Here is a 20,372-nt window from a genome sequence, read left to right as displayed (position 1 = left end):
CATGAAACAGCAACAATATTTATACCCCTTAATTGTTATTGCATTTATATTCTTTATTATAGGCTTTGGAGTTGGGATAAATGGCATCATGATTCCCATTTTGGAAAGTACATTCTCGTTAAGCAAAAGAATGTCTTATCTTGTATTAGCCGCCACCTTTTCTGCATTTTTCGTATTTGGAGCTCCTTCCGGATGGATAATAAAGAAAATCGGATATAAAAAATCATTGCTAATTGCGCTTATCATAATGTCTTTCAGTATGTTGTCATTCATTCTTTCTGCTCGTATGAGCCCACATATACATGGTTTTTATATGTTCTTGGCAGCTTCATTCATAGGAGGCATGGGAAATACTCTTCTACAAACAGGTATTAATCCGTACGTAACGATTTGTGGACCTTCGGAAAAAGCCGCACAACGGATGTGTATAATGGGAATTATGAACCAATCAGCATGGTTTCTCGGACCTCTTTTTCTAAGTTTTTTTATTGACATAAAGAATCCTGTAATAACAAATGCCAACATTCCCTTTGGTATAGCAGGTAGTATTATCGCTTTATTGGCAGTATGTATCTATTTTCTTCCTTTGCCAGAAATAAAGGCAGAAGGAGAGAATAATGAGTCAATTGGAAAAACACACAGTCAGAAAACCATTTTACAGGCAAATTTAAAAACAAGCATATGGCAATTTCCTCATCTATTATTCGGTATCATTGCATTATTTCTATATGTAGGGGTCGAAACATTACCGATGGCTTCAATTATCGATTTTGCCAAATCAATAGGAGTTGACTATCCTGCACATTATTCAGCGATAGGCCCTATCGGTATGATTACAGGGTATATCGTCAGTATATTTGTATTACAAATAATGAAGCAGAACAAAGCATTAGCATTATTTACATTAATAGCTTTAATTATATCTTTACTAATAATTTCACTTTCCGCCGAATATGCCATCTATTGTGTAGCAGGTCTAGGATTTGCTCACTCCATCATGTGGGGATGCCTATGGGCCTTAACTATAACTAATCTGGGAAAATATACTAAAACAGCATCTTCTCTGTTAGTTATTGCTATGGTAGGCGGAGCTATTATTCCGGTTCTATTCGGATTCTTTTTAGATTTAATACAAAAGACCAGTACTGCAATGCCCAATAATAACCAACAAGCCTACATCATTCTTATTCCTTGTTATTTGTACATTTTATTTTATGCGCTCATAGGCTATAAAGCTGGAAGAAATTCCCAAAAGCAAGAAAATACAATCAACTGTTTGTTTATTAAAAAAAAGCCTTTATCTTTGCAGCCCAAATAAGTATGCGAATAATAAATAAAAATATAGAGAAATGAAAAGAACATTCCAACCTTCCAACAGAAAAAGAAAGAACAAGCACGGCTTCCGTTCCAGAATGGCTACAGCTAATGGCCGTAGAGTATTAGCAGCTCGTCGTGCAAAAGGAAGAGCTAAATTAACAGTATCAGACGAGTATAACGGATAATAAATCCTGTTAGTAAGATTTTAAAGAAAGTAGAGGTTTTGTAAAAAGCCTTTACTTTCTTTGTTTTTGTAGCAATGTACGAAATGGAATAGCGTCTATGTGATGTTTTTTTTCTACTTTTGACCCACCTACAAATACAAGACAAAAATGAGTAGATTTTTTGTTAAGCTGATAAAGAGTCCGATAGTCATAAACTTACTGCTGGCAGCAGTAGTTACAGGCGGTGTTATCTATGGCGTACTAGCTTGGTTAGATACCTATACACGCCATAATGAAGCCGTTATCGTGCCAGATGTAAAAGGATTGAAACTACAGGAAGCGGCGTCTTTTTTTGAAAGTAGCGGTTTACGTTATAATGTAATTGATTCCGTCTTCTCCAAAGATGTAACACCCGGCTCTATCGTGGAATTAGTTCCGTCTGTCGGATCGAAAGTAAAAGAAGGGCGCATCGTTTTTGTTACTATCAACGCACTTACTTCGCAAATGGGGCTTATTCCGGAAATTGAAGACTTATCTTTCCGTCAGGCATACGCATTGCTTAAAGCCCGAGGATTTAACAATATTGAAATAAAATATGTTCCGGGTGACTTCAAGGACCTGGCAATAGGTGTATCAGCAAACGGACGCAGTTTATACAAAGGCGACCAAGTACCACTGGCAGCATCTCTGCTTTTGGAAGTAAGCAGCGGTGATGCAGAAGTTCTTCCAGCTGATTCTCTTTTACAGGATGAAGTTCCGGTTCAAGAATTAAATAGCGAAGAAGAAAACTGGTTTTAAGAAAGCATGGACGAGTTTCTGGAAGATATTGACGACGAACAGGTAGATGATTTACTACTACCGGAAGAAGGCGAAGAAACCCCGGCCGAAATAGCTCCAGGTCTTTACGAACATTTCCGTTTCGTAGCAGACAAGGGCCAGTCTCTGTTACGCGTAGACAAATTTTTGGTAGACCGCATGTTTGGCTCTACACGCAACCGAATACAATTAGCTGCCGAAGCAGGTTGTATTCTGGTAAACGGCAAACCGGTAAAAAGCAACTACCGGGTAAAACCATTAGATGTAGTATCCATCGTCATGGCTCGTCCACGTCGTGAACTGGAAATTATTCCAGAAGACATTCCTCTGAATATAATTTATGAAGATGATGATTTGCTGGTTGTAAACAAACCGGCAGGCATGGTTGTGCATCCCGGGCACGGTAACTATACGGGCACAATGGTAAACGCGCTGGCCCATTATCTGAAAGACGACCCATACTATGACCCTTCCGACCCTCGTTTAGGTTTAGTACATCGCATTGACAAAGATACTTCCGGATTGCTGGTAGTAGCTAAAAAACCGGAAGCGAAAGCGAATTTAAGCTTACAGTTTTTCAATAAAACGACTAAACGCAAATACCGCGCATTAGTTTGGGGCATTGTACAAGAAGACAAAGGACGTATAGAAGGAAATATAGGACGCGATCCGCGCGATCGTATGCAAATGAAAGTTTTCCCCGAAGGAGACCAGGGAAAGCAAGCAGTAACACATTATACCGTATTGGAGCGTTTAGGATATGTATCACTGGTAGAATGCCGCCTGGAAACAGGACGCACACACCAGATACGCGTCCACATGAAATATATCGGACACACACTTTTTAATGACGAAAGGTACGGTGGCCACGAAATATTAAAAGGAACAACTTTTACAAAATACAAACAGTTTGTGCAGAACTGTTTCGCTATCTGTCCCCGACAGGCGTTACACGCCAAAACGTTAGGATTTATCCATCCGACAACCGGAAAGGAAATGTTTTTTGATTCCGAAATTCCTTCCGATATGGAACAGTTGATAGAAAGATGGCGCATATATGCAAATACTAAAGAATTATAGAAATGAAAAGAAACATTGCTATTGTAGCCGGAGGTGATTCTTCTGAAATTGTTATTTCATTAAAAAGTGCAGAAGGAATCTATTCTTTTATTGATAAAGAGAAATATAATTTATATATTGCCATCGTTAAAAAGGGCGAATGGGCGGTACAGCTTCCTAATGGGGAACATACGCCGATAGACAAAAATGACTTTAGTTTCCGTGAAAACGGAAAGGTGAAACATTTCGATTTTGCATACATAACTATCCATGGTACTCCTGGCGAAGACGGGCGTTTACAAGGGTATTTTGATATGATAGGATTGCCTTATTCTTCCTGTGGAATGTTAGTGAGCGCCATCACATTTAATAAGTTTGTATGCAGTAAATTTTTACACAACTTCGGTGTAAACATTGCCAAGTCCATTCGTTTATTTAGAGGACAATCTATTACCAATGAAGATGCTGTCGCACAACTGGGACTTCCCATTTTCGTAAAACCCAATGATGGAGGGAGCAGTTTCGGCGTAACAAAAGTAAAAGAAGCATCGGCATTACAGCCTGCCATAGAAAGAGCTTTTATCGAAGGAAAAGAAGTTCTTTTAGAAAGCTTTATTCCTGGAACAGAAGTAACGTGCGGATGTTATAAAGTAGGTAACTTCGGCCAACAGAGAAAAGAAGTAGTCTTTCCGATTACCGAAGTTGTAACAAAAAATGAGTTCTTTGATTTCAATGCGAAATATAACGGACAGGTACAAGAAATCACGCCTGCCCGTATCTCTCCCGAATTAACGGAGAAGATACAAAGCGAGACTTCAAGAATCTACGACCTACTGGGTGCCAAAGGGCTGATACGTGTAGATTACATTATTCAGGCAGACGGAGAACCCTATCTGCTCGAAATAAACACTACACCCGGAATGACAGCTACCAGTTTTATCCCTCAGCAAGTACGTGCTGCCGGATTAGACATAAAAGATGTGATGACTGATATTATAGAAAACGAATTTTAAACAATTGACAAAAATAGCTGACGGTTTCTTTTAATCATCAACTTTCAATTATAATGATATGGATATAGAAACAGTTTCCCCTAATTTCGACGACATCCGTCCGTTAAACAACGACGAGGTGAAGGATGCAATAGAAGAACTGGCAACCAATAAAGATCTTGAACGGGCTTATCAATATATGAAGTCCGATTTAACATGGGAACAGTTCGTTGCCGCAATGCGTTCGTGCAAGACGAAAGAGGAATTTAAATCCACTCTTTCGCGTGAAGCCGTCATGATTGTAGCCAAACACACAACATTCTCACTTTCGATTTCCGGCCGGAGCCGTTTACCCGAAGGTAAACCGGCGTGTACATTTATTTCCAACCACCGCGACATCGTGATGGACGCTTCATTCCTAAATGTCATGTTATATGATGTTGGCTATGGGATGACCCAGGTAGCAATCGGAGATAATTTACTAATCCGTCCATGGATTAAGACTTTGGTGCGCCTCAACAACAGCTTCATTGTGAAGCGGGGAGTATCTGTCCGCCAGATGCTGGAAGTAAGCGGAACTCTTTCGGCTTACATCCGTCACACTATAACAGATACAAAAGAATCTATCTGGATTGCGCAACGGGAAGGCCGTGCCAAAGATTCGGACGACCGTACACAAGGCAGCGTCCTGAAAATGCTGAATATGAGTGGAAAAAAAGACATTTTAAGCAATCTGATGGAGCTTAATATCGTGCCGGTCGCTATCTCGTACGAATACGACCCATGCGATTACCTCAAGGCTAGAGAGTTTCAGATGAGAAGAGATAATCCGGATTACGTAAAAAGCGAACGCGACGATCTGCTGAGCATGGAAACAGGCATACTGAACAACAAAGGGCGCGTACATTTCACACTCGGAACTCCGATTAACGGTTCTTTGTCGAAGCTAGATCCACAGATGGAGAAAAATGAACTGTTTACAGCCATCGCATCCGTTATAGACAAGGAAATTTACAAGCATTACCGTTTCTATCCGTGTAACTATGTAGCCTACGACATCCTAACCGGATCAAAACGCTTTAGTGAGAACTACGGATTAAAGGATAAAAGACATTTTGAAAACTACCTGCAAGGACAGTTGGACAAGATTGTCTTGCCAAACAAAGACGAAGCATTCCTGCGTACAAAAATATTGGAAATGTACACTAATCCGTTGAAAAACCATCTGGCTACAAAGGAATAAATTCCAATAAAAGCACAATACCTATTCTATTGCATAATCCCTCAAAAGCCCCTTATCCGGACTTTTGAGGGATTGTTCGTTTGCAACTGTCCAGCCTTCCTCCGGATATCAGAACGGATAACCTATTGCCAGATGCACTCCCAAACCATCCTTGAATTTCGGAATATTATAATATCCTTTCTTTCCCGTATCGTAAGGAACATGCAAGCCAATCCCCATATCCAGACGAATCACGATAAAAGGAAACACATAACGCAATCCGACGCCCGTGCCAAGTGCAAGATCTTTCAGGAAACTTCCCCACTTCAACTGTCCTCCGGGACGGTTCGGGTCATTGCGAATCAACCAGATGTTACCGCTATCAAGGAACGTTGCCCCATGCAGGTCGCCAAGAATCGGGAAACGATACTCCAGATTAGCCTCAAACTTCAAATCCCCCGTCTGATCGATATAAGCGTATTTATTGTCGGGATCAGGACGGAACCGGCCAGGTCCTATACTCCGGATTGTAAAAGCCCGAATACTGTTCGCCCCTCCAATATAAAACTGCTCATTATAAGGTGTAGTGATAGCATTACCGTAGCTATAAGCCGCTCCCGCCATCAAACGGCCAACCAAACGTTGCTTTTTACCCAAATAATAGTTATACCGAATCTCTGCTGTTCCCTTGATGAATTGCGCGAAGGGATTACCCAATAATTTCTTATCCTTTTTATTGAAACCTTCTCCCGCCAACGCGTAAATTCCATCCATAACAAGTCCGGCTTGCGTTACGGAAAATTGCCACCATAGATGATTTCTTTTGGAAGTAATCGGAGAATCGTCATACGTATACGTGTAGCCCATCGAAGGGATAAATTGATCTTGCAAACTCTTATACAAAGCAGGATTGGCATTCGTTATGCTGTCAAACTCTTCCGTTCGGTGCTGAAGCAGGTTAAAAGTTAACTTAAAAGGCGTTATCGTATGATGGCTCGTTGCCGAAGGTTGAAATTCGTATGACGCGTCACCGCCAAAAGCCAGTAGTTTAAAGAACCGTGCCCGGTTCATCTGATCTATATAAATACGAAACGCTGTACTCGATGGATATTTTGTATCCAGTTTCTTCATAGTTGGAAACAACACATGAGGAAACGTTAGTGTGGCAGTAACCCCTATTTCATAACTGTTTATTTTCGAGGCAGAGCCCTCAATACGGTTACCTGTCTGCCATTCGTACGAGCCACGAAGTTTCACTCCGAACGTTTCCCCACCACCAAACACGTTTCGTTTCGTGACACTAAAGATAGCTCCCGGCCCAACCTGATCATTGCTCTTGGCAGTCAAATTCAACTCCAGTTCACCATCCAGAGGAAGGTCGTAGACCGTGTTAATCCGCAAGTTCAATGTGTCTTGACGACGCATTGTGTCTTTCGGCATATATTGCATCTCTGCGTAACGGAAAATACCAAGCCGGGAGAGAGCCGTCTGCGTTCGCTCTTGCTGCTGCTGTGAATACAAATCACCGGGTTTGAAATAAAGACGGTTGTAGATTACCGACGGACGAACACGTAATTTGTCCTGATAGTAGATCGTGAGGTCTTTATAACGAATTGAATCCGTTGGCGGTTCATTATTATATCCATTAAGCCATACGGTAACATCCCCCAATGTCCACGGGCGTAACGCAGATGGAGGCAAACCCTCCTTAGGAACTACCCGCAGTGCAACCTTGCCAGGCGAAAGCATTGTATCCGCCTGATAGGTGATGAATTCGGGGCGGAAATAATAATAGCCATTGTTTCGTAACAGCGAAGAAATACGCTCACGCTCGGCTTGCAGTTTCACAACATTGAAATTTTCCCCTTTGTGTAATAACTTATCGCCTATATTTTCCTTAATCAGCGAATCGGCACGATGACGTATACGTACATATTGCACGCTATCCAAAGTATAAGGTTGACTCATCGACACATTATAGCGCAACTTGGCTTTACGGGGATTCTTGCGGTCGGCCTCTACTTCATACGAAGCCGTTCCATTAAAATAACCATACTCATGCAGTAAGTTTTGAGCCACCTTAACCCGTACATCCGGATTCACGGTATTGATATAAACGGGCTTTGCCGCTAATTTCTTGAATATCCATTTTCCTATCTTACCCTTCTTGTTTACAAAACCATTATATATCCAAAGTCCGAACGGGAACGGCGTGCGGATAGATGAGCTTCCCAGCAAAGCATTATTTGGCGGATAAGCAAGAGCCGCCTCCACCTCATCCAAAGCTTCATCCCCGGCACGGGTTTTATCTTCATCCACTACTTCTATCTTTTTTATTCCGGTATAAAGTACCTGGCCTTCGGGAAGATTTTTTGTAGTAGAACAAGATGCGAGCAATACAAAAAGGAAAACGCAAAGAAACTTATATTTATAAAATATCATCTTCATTACTGCTTGTTTTCGTTAACAGGTTTAAGTTTATTTTTTCTGAAGTTGAACAATTCGCGCAGGTGCATCATCTTCTTACGGAGTACAATACCTGCTCCTGTTTCCGTAATTTCACCTTCCAGAAGACTTTCATAATTCTTATCATAGAATAGTTTTACATAGCGCGACCCGCTTGTGTCGAGACGGTATTCCACAGAAATATTATCTATAAAAGGTTGTGCCTGTCCGTTATTCACATCGCCTCCTGTAGAGATTCTTCCGCCCAGAACCACCCGTATACGGTCGTTATAGAAACGTTTGGCAAAACTAAAGGAATAATCCGTTCGTTTACCACCTTCATTGTCACCATCTTCGTCATAGCTTTCCATTCCAAACGATATATCGACGGACTTCAACGCACTTCCGGCAATATTGTTGATCTCACTTTGCAGGAAGCTATTGAGTGCGGAGCCCATATTCATGTTTGTTTTTCCTCCTCCCGTACCAGCCAGATACATCCCGGTAATAATCATACTTACGGCTTGTTTCTGCTGCTCTTCGGGTCCCATGCGGGTAAGCTGTTCCTGCACTGCCATATCTTCGGGAGCAGATATTACAAATTGCAGACCGAGATTCTCGAGACGTTGTTTCAACATGATGCCTACGTCGAAGTTTACCATACGCGGTGACTGCCCGTCGAGGCTTACAGATGTCCGGACACGTTCAGTAGCGGTTACATTCAGGGTAGGATCCATCAAATCGCCGGTCCACTGTACATAGCTTCCTTGTTGGATATTAAATTCTTTCAAAGGAATGACAGGCAAAGAATACTTCACCGTGCCTCCGGACAAAGTATAGCGTCCGTTTAATATCATATCGCCCTGTGGGGTATATTGGAACGACAGGTCGCCGCCACCTTCCAGATTGACATGGCTGGATTGATCGGGGGTAAGATCTACATTCAATTGTACCGCAGGATCAATACGTACAGTCATTAGCATATCTATTCCTCCAAGCGGCAACGGTGGTTTCTTCGGAGTTCGACGGCGTACCGTATCGGCAAAAGAGACGAAAGTTACCATATCCGACATACGATCCTGCGCCGTTAAAGGAGAATCCTGTAATACGTAAGTAACGTTGGTATTGCCCAAAAGTTGCAGATCACCACGCATGGTTAGCGCATCCAACGGGCCTTTGGCGGTAGCGTCCAGGTTTACGAACAACTTTCCGTAAACAAGACTTTCGTCGTTACGTTTCACATTAAGCAACTGCATATTATCGGCACGCAACCGAAGATTTGCCATCATACGTTCCGGACGATGAAAGTCGATAGTTCCATCTATCGCAAACGGATTCTTACCTGAACCATAAATATTATAATCATCGAACGTAATCAAATTATCCTTCACGTCTATTCGTCCGTCGTCAAAACGAAACGAACTACCGACTGCTCCCACAAAAACAGACGTGGTGTCAAGTTGTAAAAAACCGTTGACATCAGGCTTGTCACTCGAACCGGTAATGGACATTTGACCGTTCAGTGCACCACTAAGTTTCGCCATGTCATCCGGAATAAACGGGTTGAGCATCTCTAGCGGCAGGTGCGTAACATCTATGTTTCCCGCAATTATATCAGGCGTACCTACGGTATAAAAAGCGGTAGCTGCCGTCACCTCCTCCCTATCTCGGAAGAAGTGCATGTCTACTTGATGGTTACCTTTCGCCATAGGCAGATAAACAGCGTTGAACATCAACTCGCCCACACGGTCGTTCTCGTAATAAAAATCATCTACATTAACATCAGCCACAACCATAAAAGCACTGTCGGAAGGAGCATACTGAAAGTCGGCATTCAAAATACCTTTCATTGGGGGCAAGTAAGTGAACGCACCCGAAATAACATCCAGATTTATCTGGTTCAGTTCGGCATGCACTTCCTCCATGCCTTCGTCTTCGGCACTCGAGTGTATCCATAACGCTGCATTGTTATCACCGGAAAGACGGAGATTGGCAGCAATATCTTTTTCACTCTTTATCACAATGTAATTGTCGCTGTTTAACCGAAACGGAGTAAATGCGATAATAGGATTATCAGGAAACATATGTAGCCGGATTCCATCGGGAATTTTATGAGCTTTCAAGCCCAGCAACAAACCGGGTTTTCCTTGCCCGTCTTTATAATATAATGTAATATCGCCATACATATAGCTTACTTTTCCTTCTATTCCTGCAGTGAAAGGTTGCTGCTTTCGATATTTATTTTTCACTACTTCTGCATGATAGATAAGCGAAAGGGAATCCTGATAAACGGTAGCCCGTATTGTATCCAGCTGTGAAGTATCTCTCGCCAGTCCATATAACCCGGCGTCCATGCGAAAACCCGTTTCCGGAGAAGTATAAGCATTCAATGTTAACGAATTAAACTCTACATAATAGTTCTGCAAATAGTTGAATATCGGATTATCTTGCCCTGCCGTCACTTCAAGATGAACGTCTGGTAACAAGGGACGGAGAACAGCGAGATTAATAGTAGAGTCGCGCCGGAGCTGAGTTGTAAGGTTATCCGATACCATTGTCAACTTCTCTGTCATTTCATGTATACATCCGCTGCCGGTCAGAGAGAGCGCCAGATCGCCCGCATGGAAAGAAACTTGTGTAGTATCTATGTTAGAACGGGCTTTAAGCGTCAGCATTTTCGGACGAAATTTTTGTTTCGGCGTAACCAGCTCCCAATTTCCGAGAGAAATATCCAGATCGTTATTTTCATCCAAATTACTATGCGCTTCGGCAAAAAGTTGAAAAGAGGTTGATAATGGATTAGCAATAAGGTGCATGCCATACAAATCAAAGTTTTCCACATCAGCAATCAGCATTGCCCGGACATCGTCTCTATGCAGGCTTGCATTCAGAGAAACATCCATCTTCGCAAGCGGATATTTACTCAGTAAATCAAATTTCAGACTATTTTTCTCTAATTCCCCTTTAAGCGTAACATCCGAAACGGAAGACGTACCATAACGGATATCCGATATTTTCCCGTCCAGTTTACTCCATGTAGATTCCGAGAAAATATCGGTACCCATTCCTTCCGCTTTTACGGAAGCGGCAAGCCATAGTAACGAATCTTTCGGCATGAAATGAGTTGGTTGCAGACTATCTATTTCCATATCGGTGGCATACGACAGCTTGACAGGATTATAGCGGGCATTCAGATCTATCTTCCCATCGCCTTCTGTAAGCCGCAAGCGAGTAGAATATTCTCCGTTACCAAGCATCGCTATTCCATTCAATTTAATGCCTTTTGGAATAGCAAACCGGTCTCGTTGTTCCGGAGAAAGCAAATCAATAATAAAACCAAGATTACCTGTCTCCGCGAGCAATTTTATTTGTCCGGAACGGAGTTTATTATCCGTCAAAGCTTTCATATCCCCCGCAGCCTGTAAATTGAAAGCTCCCGGTAATTCACCATCCAGTTTACGGAGATACAGGGATGAGAGGTTTCCGTCTGCCTTTGCTTCTACAGTTAATGGTTCTTCTGGAAACGACTTCTTAAAGTCTGCCGGCAGATTGCCGGCTACAATAAACAAGTCTTCCTTGCCCAATGTGGCCAACAATTCCATCTTCATACTACCGGATGGCTTGTCATTAAGTGTACTCCAAGGAACATGCGCTTGTAAACTGATCTCGGAATAAGCAGTCTTCAAAACCAATCCGGGGACATTAATTGCTGTCGTGTCACTATGCAATGTTCCTTCCAATTCCGTAATGGCAAGCCCGGAGCGTTCTTCTACTCTAAATTCACGAAGACGGGCATTCATTTTTTTATCTTGATACAGAAGAGAGTCTGCTGTTATTGTCAGGTTATTTAATGCGATGTGAGAAGGATCCAATCCTTCTGTCGGAACGCCATAACCACTGTCATAATTCAACTGAGAATCAGACAAGTTAAAATGTCTCACACTGTATAATGATGTTCCCAAATCTACGCTACCATCCGAAAGAAGTGCTTTGTCTATATAGGTTGCAAGACGTAATGAGTCGCCTGGCATCTGGAGGCCAAAAGTTACTTTGTCAAGAGCAATCTTATTTAATCTGAACCTCCAATTTACGGACGTTGATGACGTATCTTTTTCGGAAGTGGTATCATTTAAAAATAACGTAATGGCTGTATCAGACAGTTCTAATGTATTTAAGGTAGCATCCTCATCAGATAAGTCAATCCGGTCTGCACGGGCATACAGTTTGCCTAACCTTCCTTTAATTTCCATGCCACTGATAAAGTTCCCGGTATTTACTTCTACCCCATGTAAATCAATAGCATCTACCAGTATCTCTTTCTTCAACAAGGGTAACGGACGGATACTTATCCTGAGACTATTCAGGGCAAGCAATGTATCCGCAGTCGGAGCAACGACTTCTACGCCCTTAACCGTAAGGTTCAGTGGAAAGGAGAGGCGTATTTTCTTTATGCTGATTTGCATGCCTGTGGCCTCTCCGGCGTAGTGCGTGGCCCGGCTAATTGCATAATCCTGAAAAGGAGGTACGTATAACAGGATGGAAAGCAGCAAAACCAATGCTATAGGTAGCAAGCATATAATTCCAATCCGTTTAATCCATTTTTTCATATATAAATTCCCGGGTATCTTGTTATATTCATAACGTCGAAACGAGCCATTTTGTTTGACGATTTATTAACAAAAATACAAATAAAGAATATACCTTTGACACAAAATTCACCAGAAATATGAAAGATTTGAATCTCTTGTGCTCTCAGGTCCGAATCATTGCCCATCACGCAGGCGAATATCTGAAAAAAGAGCGTAAGCAATTTTCCGCCACCAAAGTGGAAGAAAAAAGTGCACACAATTATGTTTCTTATGTCGATAAAGCAGCCGAGCAGATGATCGTTGAACAACTTAAAACTCTCATGCCCGAAGCCGGCGTTATTGCAGAAGAAGGCTCCGGTTCACATTCCTCCGAAGAATACTGCTGGGTTATAGATCCTCTTGACGGAACAACAAACTACATACATGACATGGCTCCCTACTGTGTAAGCATCGCCCTGAGAAAAAATGGAGAAACATTGCTGGGAGTGGTCTATGAAGTACATCGAGACGAATGCTTTCACGCAATAAAAGGAGGAAAAGCCTACCTGAATGACAAGGTTATTCAAGTTTCGGAGATTTCGACTCTAGAGAAATCTTTTGTTGCACTGGGCTTCCCTTATAGCTTCAAATCCTATCACCCGCTTGCTGTTTATCTGGTTGATAAGTTATACGGCTCCTCTGCCGGCTGCCGGCTATTAGGATCTGCTGCAGCCGAATTATGCTATGTTGCGGCCGGTCGCTTCGAAGCTCGTGTGGAGGCATTCCTTGGCCCGTGGGATATAGCAGCCGGAGCTTTCATCCTCCAGCAAGCCGGAGGAGTGGTAACCGATTTCCAAGGGGGTAATAACTGGTCCGACGGAGAAGAAGTGCTGGCTAGCAATGGAAAAATCCATACAGAGATGCAAGCACTGTTAGCCTCTTTCAACGAAAACAGAACATAATATCTATTAAATATAGAAGTCGTTCCGATTTATATTTTATTTCAAATCGCAATAAAAACGAAACATAGGGTTTAATTTATTAGCAAAAACCACTGAGGCTCTTATCTTTTTTAATTTTTTAAAGGATTAACCTTATAGCATGTTCTTGTAAATTTGTACTTTTGCGATAGTTTTTAATTAGTATTTAAACAGATCATCCCTGTAAATACCTTAAACAGATACTTCTTTGAAATATAGACAATATGGAAAATATAGAAACCGGATTATTATTAATGGTGGTCGGTATGACTACAGTATTTGCGATTCTACTAATTGTTATTAATCTAGGAAAAGGTCTCATCTCATTAGTTAACAAGTATGCCCCCGAAGAAGAAATCGCAAAAAAGCAAGTTGCAACAGCCTCACCTCTCGCTTTTGCACAATCAGGCGCTGTCGGCGGACAAGAAACAGCTGCCATTGTTTCTGCAATCAGTATGGTAACCGGCGGGAAAGGAAGAGTTGTAAAAATAGAGAAAATGTAACAAGTATTATTTATAAAAAATCATGAAAAGAGAAATCAAATTTAGCTTGGTCTTCAGAGACATGTGGCAATCTGCCGGTAAGTATGTTCCCAGAGTTGACCAGCTAGTCAAAGTAGCTCCCGCTATTATAGAAATGGGATGTTTTGCTCGTGTAGAAACAAACGGAGGCGGCTTTGAGCAAGTTAATTTACTTTTTGGAGAAAACCCCAATAAATCAGTACGCGAATGGACTAAGCCGTTCCATGAAGCCGGAATACAAACACATATGCTTGACAGAGCATTGAATGGTCTGCGCATGAGTCCGGTTCCGGATGATGTAAGACAGTTGTTCTACAAAGTAAAAAAAGTACAAGGAACAGACATCGCCCGTACATTCTGCGGATTAAACGATGTACGCAATATAGCACCTTCCATCAAGTATGCAAAGGCTGCCGGTATGATTTCGCAATGTTCACTGTGTATCACGCACTCTCCTATTCACACGGTAGAGTATTATACCAATATGGCTTTTGAGTTAATCGAACTGGGTGCTGATGAAATTTGCATCAAAGATATGGCAGGAATCGGCCGACCACATACGCTGGGACAGATCGTAGCCAACATCAAAGCAAAATATCCGGAAATACCTATACAATATCATAGCCATGCAGGTCCTGGATTCAATGTTGCCTCCATTCTGGAAGTTTGTAATGCAGGATGTGATTACATCGACGTAGGAATGGAACCTTTATCATGGGGAACAGGCCATGCCGATTTATTAACCGTACAGGCTATGCTAAAAGATGCAGGGTACAAAGTACCGGAGATCAACATGGAAGCTTACATGAAAGTAAGAAGTCTTATTCAGGAGTTTATGGACGACTTTTTAGGTCTTTATATCAGCCCCCGCAATCGCCTCATGAACTCTTTGTTGATTGGTCCGGGACTACCGGGCGGTATGATGGGAAGTTTAATGGCCGACCTTGACAAAAATCTTGAATCTATTAATAAAAACCGTATAAAGAACAACAAACCGCTCTTATCTCAGGATCAGTTGCTTATAAAGTTGTTTGATGAGGTAGCCTATGTATGGCCCCGTGTAGGGTATCCTCCATTAGTAACGCCTTTCAGCCAATATGTGAAAAATCTTTCCTTGATGAATGTGATGCAAATGGAAAAAGGCAAAGAACGCTGGAGCATGATTGCTGACGACATTTGGGATATGCTATTAGGAAAGGCCGGACGTCTGCCCGGAGCTTTGGCACCTGAACTAATCGAGAAGGCAAAGGCAGAAGGTCGTGAATTCTTTGAAGGTAATCCTCAGGATAATTATCCGGATTCATTGGACAAGTATCGCAAATTAATGAACGAAAAACAATGGGAATACGGCGAAGATGACGAAGAATTATTCGAATATGCTATGCACCCTGCTCAATATGAAGCGTATCGTTCAGGAAAAGCAAAAGTTGAATTTAAAGCGGATGTTGCTAAGAAAAAAGCGGAAAAAGAGGAAGCTCTAAAACCTGCAACTCCTGCAACACAAGCTTTCAGTATGCCAACATCGCCACAGACAATGACGGTAGATGTCAACGGCCAGGCTTACCGGGTTACTGTAGCTTTTGGAGATACAACGAACACCTCTCCGTCTGCTGCTCCCGCCGCACCAGCACCAGCACAGAATACTGCTCCTGTATCTGCAGGAAGCGGCAAAGAAGTTCTGTCTCCGCTTGAAGGAAAGTTCTTCTTGGTAAAAAATGCCTCTGAAGCTCCGGTGAAGGTAGGAGATACCATAAAGGAAGGTGATATTTTGTGCTACGTAGAAGCAATGAAGACTTATAATGCTGTTCGCGCGGAATTCGGCGGAACTGTTACAGCCATTTGTTTCTCTTCCGGCGATTCTGTTTCTGAGGACGATGTATTAATGACTATCCAATAATGAAGGAGATATTTCAAAACTTATATGATATGACAGCGTTCAGCAATATTATTGCTGAACCGCAGTTCCTCATCATGTACGCTATTGCTTTTATTTTACTCTATTTAGGTATAAAAAAGCAGTATGAGCCTTTACTACTCGTACCAATTGCCTTCGGAGTATTGCTTGCTAATTTCCCGGGAGGTGATATGGGGGTTATTCAGGCAAACGAAAACGGGCTTATTAACGTACATGGCGTCATGAAAAATATTTGGGAAATGCCGCTGCATGATATTGCTCATGAATTGGGGATCATGAACTTCATCTATTACATGTTAATAAAAACAGGCTTTCTTCCCCCTATTATCTTCATGGGTGTAGGTGCTTTAACGGATTTCGGGCCAATGCTTCGTAATCTTCGCCTTTCAATCTTTGGAGCCGCAGCACAACTGGGTATCTTTACCGTATTATTAGTAGCTATCCTAATGGGATTTACCCCTAAGGAAGCGGCGGCATTAGGTATTATCGGAGGAGCAGACGGACCAACGGCTATCTTTACAACAATTAAGCTGGCCCCTCATTTATTAGGACCTATCGCTATTGCGGCCTACTCTTACATGGCCTTAGTTCCGGTAATTATACCTTTAGTTGTAAAACTATTTTGTTCCAAGAAGGAGCTATGTATTAATATGAAAGAGCAGGAGAAGAAGTATCCATCCAGTGTAGAAATAAAAAATCTGCGGGTATTGAAGATAATTTTCCCTATCGTAGTTACAACAGTAGTAGCATTGTTTGTTCCGAGTGCAGTGCCATTAATCGGGATGCTCATGTTCGGTAACCTCGTGAAGGAAATAGGCACAAATACATTCCGGTTATTTGATGCCGCGTCTAATAGTATCATGAATGCCGCAACGATCTTTTTGGGTCTGTCAGTAGGTGCAACTATGACCGCGGAGGCTTTCTTGAACTTAACAACAATAGGAATTGTTATCGGAGGATTCCTTGCTTTTGCCTTATCCATAGCAGGAGGTATTTTCTTTGTCAAATTATTCAATCTATTTACAAAGAAGAAAATCAATCCGTTAATCGGAGCTACCGGATTAAGCGCTGTACCTATGGCTTCACGCGTTGCAAATGAAATTGCCTTAAAATATGATCCAAAGAATCATGTATTACAATATTGTATGGCCAGTAATATTTCAGGAGTAATTGGTTCTGCAGTTGCTGCCGGTGTACTGATTTCATTCTTAGGATAAGTTTTTACATACCGATATTTCTAAAACGGATTATATGTTCTATTCTTTGTAAATAAAACATATAATCTGTTTTTTTGTATATTTATCGCCAAATAAAAACACTTAAATAATACGCCACATGAAACACTTACGTTACATTTTATTTTTTGCATTTTATATTTTAACTGCTTACTCCATAAAAGCAGAAAAGCCAGTTGTACAATCAGGTAGCTATTCTACATGGATGAAAAACATAGATGACTCAACTCCACTATGTAAAATATCAATTCCCGGCACACATGATAGCGGAGCCTCACAACATGGAGGCGTAGGTATTATAACACAAGATATTAGTATCCCAACTCAATTAAGGCAAGGTATACGTTGCTTTGATATTCGACTGCAAGCAATGGATAATAATAAATTAGGAATTTATCATGGTCCGTTTTTCCAGGATATTTACTGGGAGGAAAATGTATTAACGGAATTTATTGATTTCCTGAAAAGGAATCCATCAGAAACTCTTATTGTATTTCTGAAAAAGGAGAACGGTAAAATCACCGACTATGCACATCTTCTTTCCGTCATACTGGAAAAACCGGAATATCAAACATACTTTATGCATGATTTCCGGTCAGATATTACTTTAGGTAACTGTCGGGGGAAGATATTATTCCTGCATAGAGACCATGCCATGGACAATTATCCGGGAGCGGAATGCTCCGGATGGGAAGATAACGCAACTTGCACAGTTACTCTCAGCAGTAAAAACGGAGACAAGTGCTTTGTTACAGTTGAAGATGAATACCAATATTCATCAGTCAAAGAAACAGACTACAAGACACAAATATGTATCCGGAATATAGAAAAAATGGGAGCAGAACCTTATAATTCGGAACTTTGGGGGTTCACTTTTGTCAGTGCAACAGCAGTTCCTGTCGCCGGTCCTATCCATTTTGCAAAAATAAATAACCTGATAGCAAAACATATACAAAAAGCCGGCAAAAAGAATTGCGGCATCGTGCTCTTTGACTTTTCAGGGAGTAAAAACGGGAAAAGACTGACAAAAGCATTAATAGACAGCAACAGCCAATAAAACAGATAAGTCTGAATTTAAGCCATTGCCTCTTTATCACCTTAAAAAACATAAAGTTAAAAAATAAAGGCTATGAAATGTCCCGAAAAAAGAACATAAAACATGAACTTTTTAGTATAAATAATTGCTTGTAAATGCTGTAATCACAAAATATTTAGCTTAATTTGTGATTGATATAGGAAATACTCCTTTTCTTAAATAAGTGATTGTATATGAAGGACACCGTTGAAACTAATCTGCCGGCAGAAGAAGCAGGCAAATTAGAAGAAGCTAAAGCTCCGGTTACAGTACCGGAAAATTCTCAGGAAGATGCGAATGCAAACATAACTCCGGAGGAAGAAGTTGCTATGGCTGCCAGCAAGCTGACAAAAGAAGAAATCTTGAGTAAGCTAACCGAGTTAGTAGAAAAATCAGCAGAGACTGCTCGTAGTGAAGTAGAATCATTAAAACAAGCCTATTATAAAATTCGCCGTAATGAAGTAGACGAATTAAAGAAGACGTTCCTCGAAAACGGAGGAGAAGAGAAGGATTTTGTTGCTCCTGAAGATGAGACTGAAAATACAATAAAAGAATTGTTGGCTTCTTATAAAGAAAAAAGAGCTGCTGTCCTTGCAGAAGAAGAACGTATAAAAACAGAAAATTACACATTGAAACTTCAATTAATCGATCAATTGAAAGCTTTGACCGAAAGCCAGGAAGATTTCAATAAATTATACAATGACTTCAAGGAAATTCAACAGAAATGGAAAGAAATTAAGTTGATTCCTCAAGAACATGCTAATGATTTATGGAGAAACTACCAAACATATAGCGAAAAGTTCTATGATATCATCAAAATAAATAACCAGTTCCGTGATTATGATTTCAAAAAGAACCTGGAATTAAAAACGGCTCTTTGTGAAACTGTAGAAAAATTGGAGAATGAGCCGGATGTCATTTCCGCATTCCATCAACTACAGAAATTGCATCAACAATGGCGTGAGATTGGTCCTGTTGCAAAAGAATCAAGAGAAGACTTATGGACTCGCTTTAAAACTGCATCTACCGTTATCAACAAACGTCATCAGGAACATTTTGAGAAGCTAAAAGCGAAAGAACAGGAAAATCTGGAAGCGAAAACAGCTATTTGCGAAGAAATCGAAAATATAGACTTCAGTACCCTTAAATCATTCAAAGACTGGGAAGAAAAAAACAAAGAAGTCATTGCCTTACAAGATAAATGGAAGACTATAGGGTTTGCGCCTAAAAAATTTAATGTAAAGATATTTGAACGTTTCCGTGCTGCTTGTGATGTATACTTCAACAAAAAGAGCGAGTTCTACAAGGCTATCAAAGAAGAGATGGAAAAGAATCTCGAATTGAAAAGAGCATTGTGTGAGAAAGTTGAAGCATTGAAGGATAGCACCGATTGGAAAGAGACAACCGAGAAAATGATTGCTCTCCAAAAAGAATGGAAAACGATTGGTTCCGTTGCCCGTAAACATTCGGATGCCATTTGGAAACGTTTTATTTCCGCTTGTGACTATTTCTTTGAACAAAAAAACAAGAATGTCGTTTCACAGAAAAGCGTAGAGCTAACTAATTTAGCATCTAAAAAAGAATTAATCGAAAAGATTAATAATCTGGACGAAACACTAGAGTCCGAAGAAGCTTTAGCAACATTAAAAGGCTATATGGCAGAATGGAACACTATAGGTTTCGTACCTTTCAAGGAGAAAGACAAAATCTATAAAGAATATCACGAAGCCGTAGACAAACAATTCGATCGTTTAAAGGTAGACAAGAATGACCGTAAAATGCAAAGTTTCCGTAACAATTTAAGCGATATGGTTAGTGGAGAACATAGCAAAGGTAAGTTATACGGAGAACGAGAAAAACTCATGCGTATGTATGAGCGTATGAAGAATGAATTGCAAACTTACGAAAACAATATTGGCTTCCTTAGTATATCTTCCAAAGGAGGTGGAGGTTTATTAAAAGAAATGGAACGTAAGATTGAAAAGCTAAAAGAAGAAATGGATCTTATAATCAAAAAGATTGAGGCCATTGATGAAAACCTTGAATAATTAAAATCAAACCTA

General features: G+C 40.9%; 14 protein-coding genes. 12 read left to right on the top strand and 2 right to left on the bottom strand.

Translation table 11 applies throughout. The annotated features are described in order from the left end of the window. Nucleotide 1 precedes the first annotated feature (1 nt). From C1721_RS07110 to C1721_RS07085, 6 genes are all read left to right on the top strand, one after another. On the top strand, nt 2-1,318 hold the full coding sequence (locus tag C1721_RS07110) for an MFS transporter (protein ID WP_102407740.1): 1,317 nt from the start codon (nt 2-4) through the stop codon (nt 1,316-1,318). A gap of 31 nt (nt 1,319-1,349) precedes the next feature. Continuing rightward, complete coding sequence (gene rpmH / locus C1721_RS07105) at nt 1,350-1,502, top strand: 50S ribosomal protein L34 (protein ID WP_022456740.1); 153 nt, start codon at nt 1,350-1,352, stop codon at nt 1,500-1,502. Nucleotides 1,503-1,649: 147 nt separating this feature from the next. Next, entirely contained in the window at nt 1,650-2,279 is a 630-nt protein-coding gene (locus C1721_RS07100; RefSeq protein WP_102407739.1) for a PASTA domain-containing protein, read from the top strand. 6 nt (nt 2,280-2,285) lie between these two features. Continuing rightward, entirely contained in the window at nt 2,286-3,377 is a 1,092-nt protein-coding gene (locus tag C1721_RS07095) for an RluA family pseudouridine synthase (RefSeq protein ID WP_102407738.1), read from the top strand. A 2-nt stretch (nt 3,378-3,379) separates the two neighbouring features. Continuing rightward, nucleotides 3,380-4,369, top strand: coding sequence for a D-alanine--D-alanine ligase (locus tag C1721_RS07090; protein WP_102407737.1), 990 nt, complete (start codon nt 3,380-3,382; stop codon nt 4,367-4,369). A gap of 58 nt (nt 4,370-4,427) precedes the next feature. Beyond that, nucleotides 4,428-5,591 carry a 1-acyl-sn-glycerol-3-phosphate acyltransferase gene (locus C1721_RS07085; RefSeq protein WP_102407736.1) on the top strand — a complete coding sequence of 388 codons (1,164 nt, stop codon included), beginning with the start codon at nt 4,428-4,430 and terminating at the stop codon, nt 5,589-5,591. Nucleotides 5,592-5,699: 108 nt separating this feature from the next. Here the strand turns inward: C1721_RS07085 and tamL are convergent, their stop codons facing one another. Both tamL and C1721_RS07075 read right to left on the bottom strand, forming a co-directional pair. Beyond that, complete coding sequence (tamL, locus tag C1721_RS07080; protein ID WP_102407735.1) at nt 5,700-8,018, bottom strand: translocation and assembly module lipoprotein TamL; 2,319 nt, start codon at nt 8,016-8,018, stop codon at nt 5,700-5,702. After that, nucleotides 8,018-12,622, bottom strand: coding sequence for a translocation/assembly module TamB domain-containing protein (locus C1721_RS07075; RefSeq protein ID WP_102407734.1), 4,605 nt, complete (start codon nt 12,620-12,622; stop codon nt 8,018-8,020). Before C1721_RS07075 ends, tamL begins: the two co-directional genes overlap by 1 nt. Before the next feature lie 119 nt (nt 12,623-12,741). Here C1721_RS07075 and C1721_RS07070 point away from each other — a divergent pair, with 119 nt between their 5' ends. The 6 genes from C1721_RS07070 (at nt 12,742) to C1721_RS07045 (ending at nt 20,357) form a co-directional block, all read left to right on the top strand. Beyond that, nucleotides 12,742-13,545, top strand: coding sequence for an inositol monophosphatase family protein (locus C1721_RS07070; RefSeq protein WP_102407733.1), 804 nt, complete (start codon nt 12,742-12,744; stop codon nt 13,543-13,545). A gap of 242 nt (nt 13,546-13,787) precedes the next feature. After that, on the top strand, nt 13,788-14,066 hold the full coding sequence (locus C1721_RS07065) for an OadG family protein (RefSeq protein ID WP_102407732.1): 279 nt from the start codon (nt 13,788-13,790) through the stop codon (nt 14,064-14,066). A gap of 22 nt (nt 14,067-14,088) precedes the next feature. Continuing rightward, nucleotides 14,089-15,981, top strand: a complete 1,893-nt coding sequence (locus C1721_RS07060) for a biotin/lipoyl-containing protein (protein WP_102407731.1) — start codon at nt 14,089-14,091, stop codon at nt 15,979-15,981. Then, nucleotides 15,981-17,216: a sodium ion-translocating decarboxylase subunit beta gene (locus C1721_RS07055; protein ID WP_102407730.1), complete on the top strand. Its 1,236-nt coding sequence runs from the start codon at nt 15,981-15,983 to the stop codon at nt 17,214-17,216. The genes C1721_RS07060 and C1721_RS07055 overlap by 1 nt, the downstream gene beginning before the upstream one ends. Before the next feature lie 118 nt (nt 17,217-17,334). Then, entirely contained in the window at nt 17,335-18,291 is a 957-nt protein-coding gene (locus tag C1721_RS07050; RefSeq protein ID WP_102407729.1) for a phosphatidylinositol-specific phospholipase C, read from the top strand. A gap of 212 nt (nt 18,292-18,503) precedes the next feature. Further along, entirely contained in the window at nt 18,504-20,357 is a 1,854-nt protein-coding gene (locus tag C1721_RS07045) for a DUF349 domain-containing protein (RefSeq protein WP_102407728.1), read from the top strand. Nucleotides 20,358-20,372: the final 15 nt, after the last annotated feature.

This window comes from Parabacteroides bouchesdurhonensis (assembly GCF_900186615.1).
GTDB classification, from domain to species: domain Bacteria; phylum Bacteroidota; class Bacteroidia; order Bacteroidales; family Tannerellaceae; genus Parabacteroides; species Parabacteroides bouchesdurhonensis.
This window is presented reverse-complemented; position numbering and strand designations above follow the sequence as displayed.

Excerpts from the sequence above, each read along its gene's own strand:
- C1721_RS07110 (WP_102407740.1), top strand. The coding sequence starts at position 2 with ATGAAACAGCAACAATATTTATACCCCTTAATTGTTATTGCATTTATA.
- rpmH (WP_022456740.1), top strand. The coding sequence starts at position 1,350 with ATGAAAAGAACATTCCAACCTTCCAACAGAAAAAGAAAGAACAAGCAC.
- C1721_RS07100 (WP_102407739.1), top strand. The coding sequence starts at position 1,650 with ATGAGTAGATTTTTTGTTAAGCTGATAAAGAGTCCGATAGTCATAAAC.
- C1721_RS07095 (WP_102407738.1), top strand. The coding sequence starts at position 2,286 with ATGGACGAGTTTCTGGAAGATATTGACGACGAACAGGTAGATGATTTA.
- C1721_RS07090 (WP_102407737.1), top strand. The coding sequence starts at position 3,380 with ATGAAAAGAAACATTGCTATTGTAGCCGGAGGTGATTCTTCTGAAATT.
- C1721_RS07085 (WP_102407736.1), top strand. The coding sequence starts at position 4,428 with ATGGATATAGAAACAGTTTCCCCTAATTTCGACGACATCCGTCCGTTA.
- tamL (WP_102407735.1), bottom strand. The coding sequence starts at position 8,018 with ATGAAGATGATATTTTATAAATATAAGTTTCTTTGCGTTTTCCTTTTT.
- C1721_RS07075 (WP_102407734.1), bottom strand. The coding sequence starts at position 12,622 with ATGAAAAAATGGATTAAACGGATTGGAATTATATGCTTGCTACCTATA.
- C1721_RS07070 (WP_102407733.1), top strand. The coding sequence starts at position 12,742 with ATGAAAGATTTGAATCTCTTGTGCTCTCAGGTCCGAATCATTGCCCAT.
- C1721_RS07065 (WP_102407732.1), top strand. The coding sequence starts at position 13,788 with ATGGAAAATATAGAAACCGGATTATTATTAATGGTGGTCGGTATGACT.
- C1721_RS07060 (WP_102407731.1), top strand. The coding sequence starts at position 14,089 with ATGAAAAGAGAAATCAAATTTAGCTTGGTCTTCAGAGACATGTGGCAA.
- C1721_RS07055 (WP_102407730.1), top strand. The coding sequence starts at position 15,981 with ATGAAGGAGATATTTCAAAACTTATATGATATGACAGCGTTCAGCAAT.
- C1721_RS07050 (WP_102407729.1), top strand. The coding sequence starts at position 17,335 with ATGAAACACTTACGTTACATTTTATTTTTTGCATTTTATATTTTAACT.
- C1721_RS07045 (WP_102407728.1), top strand. The coding sequence starts at position 18,504 with ATGAAGGACACCGTTGAAACTAATCTGCCGGCAGAAGAAGCAGGCAAA.